The sequence below is a fragment of the Saccharothrix sp. HUAS TT1 genome (assembly GCF_040744945.1).
Lineage (GTDB): Bacteria > Actinomycetota > Actinomycetes > Mycobacteriales > Pseudonocardiaceae > Actinosynnema.
Window position 1 is genome coordinate 5,105,663 of record NZ_CP160453.1, and the last position, 10,311, is coordinate 5,115,973.

General features: G+C 74.5%; 1 protein-coding gene. It reads left to right on the top strand.

The genetic code is table 11. From position 1 onward, the window contains the following. The first annotated feature begins 4 nt into the window (after positions 1-4). Positions 5-10,288: an SDR family NAD(P)-dependent oxidoreductase gene (locus AB0F89_RS23570; protein ID WP_367127734.1), complete on the top strand. Its 10,284-nt coding sequence runs from the start codon at positions 5-7 to the stop codon at positions 10,286-10,288. Positions 10,289-10,311 lie beyond the last annotated feature (23 nt).

Here is a 10,311-nt window from a genome sequence, read left to right on the forward strand (position 1 = left end):
TCGGGTGGCGAACGAGGAAAAGCTCCGCTACTTCCTCAAGAGGGCCACGGTCGAACTCCAGGACACGCGGGAGCGGCTGAAGCAGGTCGAGGAGCGCGCGGGTGAACCGATCGCGATCATCGGCATGAGCTGCCGATACCCCGGCGGGGTCGGTTCACCCGAGGACCTGTGGCGACTCGTCGCCACAGGTTCGGACGCGATCTCGGAGTTCCCGACCGACCGCGGCTGGGACCTGGACGAGCTGTACCACCCGGACCCGGACAACCGCGGCACGAGTTACGTGCGGCACGGCGGGTTCCTCTCCGGGCTGCCCCTCTTCGACGCGGAACTGTTCGGTATTTCGCCCCGCGAGGCACTGGCGATGGACCCGCAGCAGCGATTGTTGCTGGAAGCATCGTGGGAAGTGTTCGAACGTGCGGGGATCGACGTCGAAACGTTGCGCGGAAGCGACACCGGCGTGTTCGCCGGCGTGATGAACCACGAATTCCTCGGTGTTGCGCAGAACGCCGCCGAGGATGTGGAGGGATACCTCGGCACCGGCACCTCCGGCAGTGTCGCCTCCGGTCGGATCGCCTACACGTTCGGCCTGGAGGGGCCGGCGGTGACGGTGGACACGGCGTGTTCGTCGTCGTTGGTGGCGTTGCACCTGGCGGCGCAGGCGTTGCGGTCGGGTGAGTGCTCGTTGGCGATCGCCGGCGGCGTCACGGCCATGGTCGGCGCGGCGACATTCGTCGGGTTCAGCCGGCAGCGCGGCCTGGCGGCGGACGGCCGGTGCAAGCCGTTCGCGGCGGCGGCGGATGGTACGGGGTGGGGTGAGGGTGTCGGGTTGTTGTTGGTGGAGCGGTTGTCGGATGCCCGGCGGCTCGGTCACACGGTGTTGGCGGTGGTCCGGGGCAGTGCGGTGAATCAGGATGGTGCGTCGAATGGTTTGACGGCGCCGAATGGTCCGTCGCAGCAGCGGGTGATTCGTGCGGCGTTGGCGGGTTCGGGTCTTGGTGCGTCGGATGTGGATGTGGTGGAGGCGCATGGGACTGGTACGGCGTTGGGTGATCCGATTGAGGCTCAGGCGTTGTTGGCGACGTATGGGCGTGGTCGTGGTCGTCCGTTGTGGCTTGGTTCGGTGAAGTCGAATATTGGTCATACGCAGGCTGCTGCTGGTGTGGCGGGTGTGATCAAGATGGTGATGGCGATGCGGCATGGTGTGCTGCCGCCGACGCTGCACGTGGATGAGCCGTCGCCGCATGTGGATTGGTCTGTCGGTGATGTCCGGTTGCTCACCGAGGCTGTTGAGTGGGCCGAGCCGCGTCGGGCGGCGGTGTCGTCGTTCGGGATCAGCGGCACCAACGCCCACGTCATCCTCGAACAGGCCCCCGCCGTCGAGACCACGCCGGAACCGCCCACCGACCGGGTGCTGCCGTGGGTGCTGTCGGCCAAGACCGGACAGGGCCTGCGTGACCAGGCCGCACAAATGTCCAAGGTGGACCTGAATCCGGTGGACGTCGGTTTCTCCCTGGCGGTCGGTCGGATGATGTTGGAGCACCGCGCGGTGGTGTGGGGTGACGTGAGCACGGGAATGACCGCTGCCGCCACCGGGCAACGCCACCATGGCTTGACCACTGGCAAGGCGGAGACCGACGGCGAACTCGCGTTCTTGTTCTCGGGTCAGGGTTCGCAGCGGGTGGGGATGGGTCGTGAGTTGTATGCGGCGTTCCCGGTGTTCGCTGCTGCCTACGACGAGGTGGTTGCGGGGCTGGGTGGTACGTCGTTCTTCGACGTTGGTGTGGAGGCGTTGAGCGCTACGGGTGTGGCGCAGCGTGCGTTGTTCGCGTTGCAGGTGGCGTTGTTCCGCCTGGTCGAGTCGTGGGGTGTGCGGCCGGATGTGTTGGTGGGGCACTCGGTGGGGGAGATCGCGGCTGCCCACGTGGCCGGGGTGTTGTCCCTCGATGATGCCTGCCGGCTGGTGTCGGCCCGCGCCGACTTGATGGAGGCGTTGCCGTCGGGTGGGGCGATGGTGGCGGTGGAGGCGTCGGAGGACGAGGTCACGCCGCTGCTGACCGGTGCGGTGTCGATCGCGGCGGTGAATGGTCCGCGTTCGGTGGTGGTGTCCGGTGCTGTGGACGCGGTGGATGCGGTGGTGGCGCGTTTTGCCGATCGCAAGACGTCGCGGCTGAAGGTGAGTCACGCGTTCCACTCGCCGCTCATGGAGCCGATGCTGGACGACTTCGCGGCCGTGGTGGACGGATTGGAGTTCCACGAGCCGACCATCCCGATGTTGTCGCCGGTTGCCGAGGCCGGGTACTGGGTGCGGCATGTTCGGGACGCGGTGCGGTTCGCGGATCAGGTCGGCGAGTTGGATGAGCGGGGCACGACGCGGTTCTTGGAGATCGGGCCGGGTGGTGTGCTGACGGCGTTGACCCGCAACTGCTTGCCCGACGCGGAGATCCTGGCCGTCCCGACCCTGCGCGCCGACCGGCCGGAGGAACCCTCGGTGGTCGAGGCCCTGGCCGAGCTGCACGTGAACGGTGTCCGGGTCGACTGGACGCCGTTCTTCCCCGGTGGCCGGCGCGTCGACCTGCCCACCTACCCGTTCCAGCGTGAGCGGTACTGGTTGTCGCCGGCCTCGAAGAACTCCGCGTCCGGCCTGGGCCTCACCTCGGTGGCGCACCCCCTGCTCGGTGCGACCGTGCCGGTCGCGGACGACCAGGGCACGCTGCTGACCGGCCGGCTCTCGCGCGCGGAACTGCCGTGGCTGGTCGACCACGCGGTCGACGGCGTGGTCGTCGTCCCCGGCGCGCTGGTCGTGGAGCTGGTCGTCCGGGCCGGTGACGAGGTCGGCTGCGGTGTCGTCGACGACCTGACGCTCGAAGCGCCGCTCGTCCTGCCCGAGCACGGACACGTCGCGGTGCAGGTCTGGGTGGGGGAGGCGGACGGGGACGGCCGCCGACCGATGACCGTGCACGCCCACACCGACGAGGACCGGCAGCGGATCGCGTCCGGTGTGCTGGGCGAGAACGTGCCCGGTGTCGCGACACCGGCTGAGTGGCCCCCCGCCGGCGCGACCGGCGTGGACGTGGACGACCTGTACGACCGGTTGGCCGACCTCGGCTTGGACTACGGCCCGGCGTTCCGGGGTGTGCGCGCCGCGTGGCGCTCCGACGCGGGCCTGCACGCCGAGTTGAGCCTGCCCGGCGCCGCGGCCGACGAGGACGCCTTCGCGCTGCACCCGGCGCTGCTGGACTCGGCGCTGCACGTCCTCGGGGTCGGCGGCCTGCTGCCCGACGGCGGCCCCGCGCTGCCGTTCTCCTGGAAGGGCGTGGTGCTGTGGGCCGCGGGGGCGCGCGACCTGCGCGTCACGCTCACCGCCACCGGCCCGGACGCGGTCTCACTGCACCTCGCCGACACGAGCGGCGCTCCGGTGATGTCGGTGTCGCGGTTGACCCTGCGGGCGTTCGCCCCCGGCTCGCTGCGGCCCCGGGAGGACGAACACCTGTACGCCGTCGAGTGGGCCCCGGTGACCGTCCGCGAACCGGCGGGGGCGGGATCCTGGGCCGTGTCCAACGCGCCCACCGCGAGCACCACGGCGGCCGGCGTGCGCGACGTCCTCGCCTCGGTCCTGGCCTCGGTGCAGTCGTGGCTGGCCTCGGAGGACGCCGACGTCCCGCTGGTGATCACCACCCGCGCGGCGGTGGGCGTGGGGGACGAGGAGGTCGACCCGGTCCAGGCCGCTGTGTGGGGGCTGGTGCGGTCCGCGCAGTCCGAGCACCCCGGCCGGTTCGTGCTCGTCGACCTGGACGGCGACGACGCGTCCGCCGGGACCGTCCCGGCGGTGGTGGCCGGCGGCGAACCGCAGGTGGCGGTGCGCGGTGGCCGGGTGTTCACGCCCGGTCTCGCACGCGTGGCGCCGGGGACCGCAACACCGCGCTTCGGGACCGGCGCGGTGCTGGTCACCGGCGCGTCCGGCGCGCTGGGCGGCCTGCTCGTGCGGCACCTGGTCGAGGAGCACGGCGTGCGCAGGCTCGTCCTGGTCAGCCGGCGCGGCCCGGTCGAGGACCTGGAGCGGCTGCCCGCCGACATCACGTGGGTGGCGTGCGACGTCGCCGACCGGGACGCCCTGGCCCAGGCCCTCGCCGGGCTCGACGTGTCGGCCGTCGTGCACGCGGCGGGCGCGCTGGACGACGGCGTGGTCACCGCGCTGACGCCGGGGCACCTGGACGCGGTGCTGCGCGCGAAGGTCGACGCGGTGCTCGCCCTGCACGAACTGGTCGGCGACGTAGACGAGTTCGTCACCTTCTCCTCCCTGGCGGGCGTGCTCGGCACACCCGGCCAGGCGAACTACGCGGCGGCCAACGCCTTCCTCGACGCGTTCGCCCGCCGCCGTCGGTCCTCCGGGCTCCCGGCGCGGTCGTTGGCGTGGGGGCTGTGGGCCACGGGCGGCACGGGAGCGGTGGCCGACCGCGACCGGATGGCGCGCGGCGGTGTGCTCGCGCTGCCCGCCGAGACCGGCCTGCGCCTGTTCGACCGGGCGCTCGCGGTCGACCTCGCCGCCGTCGTGCCCGCCGCGCTGGACTTGACCGGACTGCGCGGTGAGCGGCAGGTCCCGGCGCTGCTGCGCCGGCTGGCGGGCGTCCGGCAGGGCCGTCGCGCGGCGGGCGTCCCCCGGGCGACCGGCCTGGTCGGGGCCGGTGTGCTCCCCGCGGACCGGCCCGCGGCCGTGCTGCGCCTGGTGTGCGCGGAGGTGGCGACCGTCCTCGGCCACGCCTCGGCGACCGCCGTCGACCCCGGCCGCTCGTTCAGCGACATGGGCTTCGACTCGCTGACCGCGGTCGAGCTGGCGAACGGCCTGCGCACGGCGACGGGCCTGCGGCTGCCCGCGACCCTGGTGTTCGACCACCCGAGCCCCGCGGTGCTGGCCGAGCACGTCCACGACGAGCTGTTCGGCGCCGCGGACGAGCCGGTCGCGACCGCGCCCGCCGCGCTGCCGTCGGACGAGCCGATCGCGATCGTGGGGATGAGTTGTCGCTACCCGGGCGGCGTCCGGTCGCCGGAGGACCTGTGGCGGCTCGTGGACGACGGCGTGGACGCCATCGCCGGGTTCCCGACCGACCGGGGCTGGGACCTCGCCGGGCTGTTCGACCCGGACCCCGACCACCCCGGCACCTCCTACACGCGGCGGGGCGGGTTCCTGCACGACGCCGCGGCGTTCGACGCCGCGTTCTTCGGCATCAGCCCGCGCGAGGCGCTGGCGATGGACCCGCAGCAGCGGTTGCTGCTGGAGGCGTCGTGGGAGGCGGTCGAGCGGGCGGGCATCGACCCGGCCACGCTCAAGGGCCAACCGGTCGGGGTGTTCGCGGGCGTGATGTACCACGACTACGCGCAGAACGTGCGCTCCCTGCCGGACGGTGTCGAGGGCCTGCTGAGCACCGGCGGCTCGGGCAGCGTCGCGTCCGGCCGGATCGCCTACGCCTTCGGCTTCGAGGGCCCGGCCGTCACCGTGGACACGGCGTGCTCGTCCTCGCTGGTGGCCCTGCACCTGGCCGTTCAGGCGCTGCGGTCGGGGGAGTGCTCCCTCGCCCTGGCGGGCGGTGTGACGGTCATGTCGAGCCCGACGACGTTCGTGGAGTTCAGCCGGCAGCGCGGCCTGTCGGTCGACGGCCGGTGCAAGGCGTACGGCGCGGGCGCGGACGGCACGGGCTGGGGCGAGGGCGTCGGCGTCCTGCTCGTGGAGCGGCTGTCCGACGCGGTGCGCAACGGGCACCCGGTGCTGGCGGTGGTGCGGGGGTCCGCGGTGAACCAGGACGGCGCGTCCAACGGCCTCACCGCGCCGAACGGCCCCGCGCAGCAGCGGGTCATCCGGGCGGCCCTGGCCTCGGCCGGGCTGACCCCCGCGGACGTGGACGCCGTCGACGGCCACGGCACGGGCACCGTCCTGGGCGACCCGATCGAGGCGCAGGCCCTGCTGGCCACCTACGGCCGCGGCCGCGACCGGCCGCTGTGGCTGGGGTCGGTGAAGTCGAACATCGGCCACACGCAGGCCGCCGCCGGTGTCGCGGGGGTCATCAAGATGGTCATGGCGATGCGCAACGGCGTGCTGCCGCGCACCCTGCACGCCGACGAGCCGTCGTCGCACGTGGACTGGTCGGCCGGCGACGTGCGGCTGCTGAGCGAGGCGGTGGCCTGGCCCGAGGCGGGGCGCCCGCGCCGCGCCGGTGTGTCGTCGTTCGGCGTGAGCGGAACGAACGCGCACGTCATCCTCGAACACACCCCCGTCGAGGAGGCGCCGGGCGCCGCGCCGGTGGACCGCGTCCTGCCGTGGGTGCTGTCCGCGAAGACCGCGGACGCGCTGCGCGAGCAGGCCGCCCGCCTCGCCCGCCACCTCGACACCCCCGGCGTCGACCCGGTGGCCGTCGGGCACGCCCTGATCTCGGACCGCGCCTCGTTCGCGCACCGAGCCGTCCTCGTCGGCGACCCCGACGACCTGCCCGACCTGCTCGCCGACCTCTCGGCGGGCGCCTCGTCCGCCGCGGTCGTCACCGGTTCGGTCCGCACCACCGGCAAGGCCGTGTTCATCTTCCCCGGGCAGGGCTCGCAGTGGCCGGGCATGGCGAAGGCGCTGCTCACCGCCTCGGACGTGTTCCGCGCCCGCGTCGAGGAGTGCGACCGGGCGTTGCGCCCGCACGTGGACTGGTCGCTGCTCGACCTGCTGCTGGAGGAGCCCGACGCGCCCTCGATGGACCGGGTCGACGTGGTCCAACCCGCCCTGTGGGCGGTGAACGTGGCGCTGGCCGCGCTGTGGCGGCGCCACGGCGTCGAGCCGGCCGCCGTCATCGGCCACTCGCAGGGCGAGATCGCGGCCGCCGTCGTCGCGGGTGGGCTGTCGTTGGAGGACGGCGCCCGCGTGGTGGCCCTGCGCAGCCGCGCCATCACCGCCATCACCGGGGCCGGCGGCATGGTGTCGGTGCCGCTGCCCGCCGCCGAAGTGCTCGACCTGGTCGAGCCCTGGGGCGCGCGCGTCTCGCTGGCTGCCGTCAACGGCCCCGCCGCGGTCGTCGTCTCCGGTGACGCCGACGCGCTCGACGAGCTGGTGGCGTTGTGCGAGGAGCGCCGCGTCCGCGCCCGCCGCGTCGCGGTCGACTACGCCTCGCACTCCGCGCACGTCGAGCGCGTCGAGGAGCGGCTCGCCGAGCTGCTGGCCCCCGTCGCGCCCCGCCCCGGCACGATCCCGTTCTACTCGACGGTCACCGGCGGGCTGCTGGACACCGCCGCCCTCGACGCGGGCTACTGGTACCGCAACCTGCGCGGGACCGTGCGCTTCGAGGACGCGCTGCGGGCGGCGCTCGGCGACGGGCACGACGTGTTCGTGGAGAACAGCGCCCACCCGGTCCTGACCTCCGGGGTGCAGGACACCATCGAGTCCGCCGGCGTGCCCGCGGCGGTCGTCGGGACCCTGCGGCGCGACAACGGCGGCCCGGACCGGTTCCTGCTGTCCCTCGCCGAGGTCCACGTGCGGGGCGGCCGGGTCGACTGGCCGGTCTCCTACGCGGGCCTCCCGCGCCGCCGCGCGGACCTGCCCACCTACGCGTTCCAGCACGAGGACTACTGGCTGGCCGACACCGGCGCCGCCGCGGGCGACGTGACGGCCGCCGGCCTCGCCTCGCCCGGTCACCCGCTGCTCGGCGCGACCGTGCCGCTGGCGGACGGCACCGGCGTCGTGCTGACCGGCCGGCTGTCCCTGTCGTCGCACCCCTGGCTGGCCGAGCACGCCGTGGGCGGCGTGGTCCTGGTGCCCGGCGCGGCGTTCGTCGACCTGGCCCTGCGCGCCGGCGACGAGGTCGGCTGCGACCTGCTGGAGGAACTGGTCGTCGAAGGTCCGCTGGTCGTGCCGGACGGTGCGGCCGTGACCCTCCAGGTGGTGGTCGGCGACCCCGACGACGCGGGTCACCGGTCCGTCACCGTGCACTCGGCCGTCGAGGGCGGCCCCTGGTCCCGGCACGCGACGGGTGTCCTGGCGAGCGGGGCCGGGCCGGTCGTGGGGCTCGACCGGTGGCCGCCCCCGGGCGCCGAGCCGGTCGACGTCGACGGCGTCTACCGCGACCTGGAGCGGTTGGGCCTGCAGTACGGGCCGCTGTTCCAGGGATTGCGCGCGGCCTGGCGCTCCGCCGACGCCGTGTTCGCCGAGGTGGAGCTGGACGGGTCCGCGGACGTCACCGGGTTCGGCCTGCACCCCGCCCTGCTCGACGCCGTCCTGCACGCCATCGGCGCGGGCGGCCTGGTGCCGCCGTCCGACGACCCGCTGCTGCCGTTCGCGTGGCGCGGGGTGGGACTGCGGGCGGTCGGCGCGCGCTCCCTGCGGGCCCGGCTCACCGCCGGCGGGGACGACGGCGTGGCGCTGCTGCTGGCCGACCCCGACGGCGACGTCGTCGCCTCGGTCGACTCCCTGGTGCTGCGGCCGGTCTCGGTCGACGGGCTCGCCGCGGCGGCCCCCTCGACCGCGACGGCCTCCCTGCTGCGGCTCGACTGGACGCCGCTCCCCGCCGGCGCCGGCCCGGACACCGCGCTGCCCACCCTCGACGAGGCGACCGCCGCCGACGGCGACGCGCCGGACGTCGTGGTCCACACCTGCCCGCCGGGACCGGCGGCGGACTCGCCGACCTCCGCGGCCGACGTGCGGGCCCTCGTCGCGTCCACCCTGGCCGTGGTCCAGTCGTGGCTGGAGACCGACCGCTGGGCGTTCTCCCGCCTGGTGGTCGTGACCTCCGGCGCGGTGGCGGTCGGCGACGAGGCCCCGGCCGACCCCGGCCAGGCGGCCGTGTGGGGGCTCGTGCGGTCCGCGCAGTCGGAGAACCCGGGCCGCTTCACGCTGGTCGACACCGACGACCCCGCCGGGGTGCCCGCCGCGGCGGCCTCCGGGGAAGCACAGGTCGCCGTGCGTGGCGGAGCGCTCCTGACGCCCCGGTTGGCGCGTGCCGAACTCGACCGGGCGGAAACCGGCGTCGACCTCGGCGCGGGGCCCGTGCTGGTGACCGGCGCGACGGGCGCGCTCGGTGCCGTGCTCGCCCGCCACCTGGTCGCCAGGGGCGTCCGCGAACTGCTGCTGACCAGCCGTCGAGGCGGGGACGCGCCGGGCGCCCGGGAGCTGACCGCGGAACTGGAGGCGCTCGGCGCGGCGGTCACCTGGGCCGCCTGCGACGCCGCCGACCGCGACGCCCTCGCCGACGCCCTCGCCGGCGTGCCCCTCACGGCGGTCGTGCACGCGGCCGGCGTGCTGGACGACGGCGTGGTGCCGGCCCTGACGCCCGAACGCCTCGACGCGGTGCTCAAGCCCAAGGTCGACGCCGCCGTGAACCTCCACGAGCTCACCGCGGGCGCGGACCTGAGGGCGTTCGTCCTCTACTCCTCGCTCGCCGGCACGCTGGGCAACCCGGGCCAGGCCAACTACGCGGCGGCCAACGCCTTCCTCGACGCCTTCGCGCAGCGCCTGCGGGCGAACGGCGTCCCGGCCACCTCCCTGGCCTGGGGCCTGTGGGCCTCCGACAGCGCGTTGACCGCAGACCTCGATGCCGCCGACCGCAACCGGATGGCCCGCGGCGGTGTGCTGCCGATCGAACCCGCGGAGGGCATGGCCCTGTTCGACGCGGGCCTGGCGTCCGGGCGGCCGGTGCTGCTGCCCGTGCGGCTCGACGTCACGGCGCTGCGCTCGCGCGCCGACCTGCCCCCGCCGCTGCTCGGCCTGGTGCCGGGCGCCGCGCGCCGGCTGGCCGGCTCGGTCCGCGCCGCCTCCGGCGAGGCAGCCCTGCTGCGGCAGCTGGCCGCCGTGCCGCCGGCCAAGCGGCACGACGCCGTCACGGCCGCCGTGCGCGCCGAGGTCGCGGCGGTGCTGGGCCACAAGTCGGCGACCTCCGTGGACGCGACCCTCGCGTTCCGCGACATGGGCTTCGACTCGCTGACCGCGGTCGAACTGCGCAACCGGCTCACAGCCCTGACCGGCCTGCGGCTGTCCGCCACGCTCGTGTTCGACCACCCGACACCGCAGGAGCTGGCCGCCGCGGTGCTCGCCAAGCTCCCCGTCGAGGGCGCGCCCGGCTCCCTCTTCGACGAGGTGGACCGGCTCGTCACCGCCCTGGCCGACGCAGAACCCGACCACACCACCCGGAACCGGATCAAGGTCCGGCTCCAGTCGCTGCTGTCGCGGTGGGACACCCCCGCGACGGCCGGCGACGACGAGGACTTCAGCGCCGTCAGCGACGACCAGCTCTACGAGCTGCTCGACGAGGAATTCGGCGATTCGTGACCAGCGTGCAGACCAGACCGCGT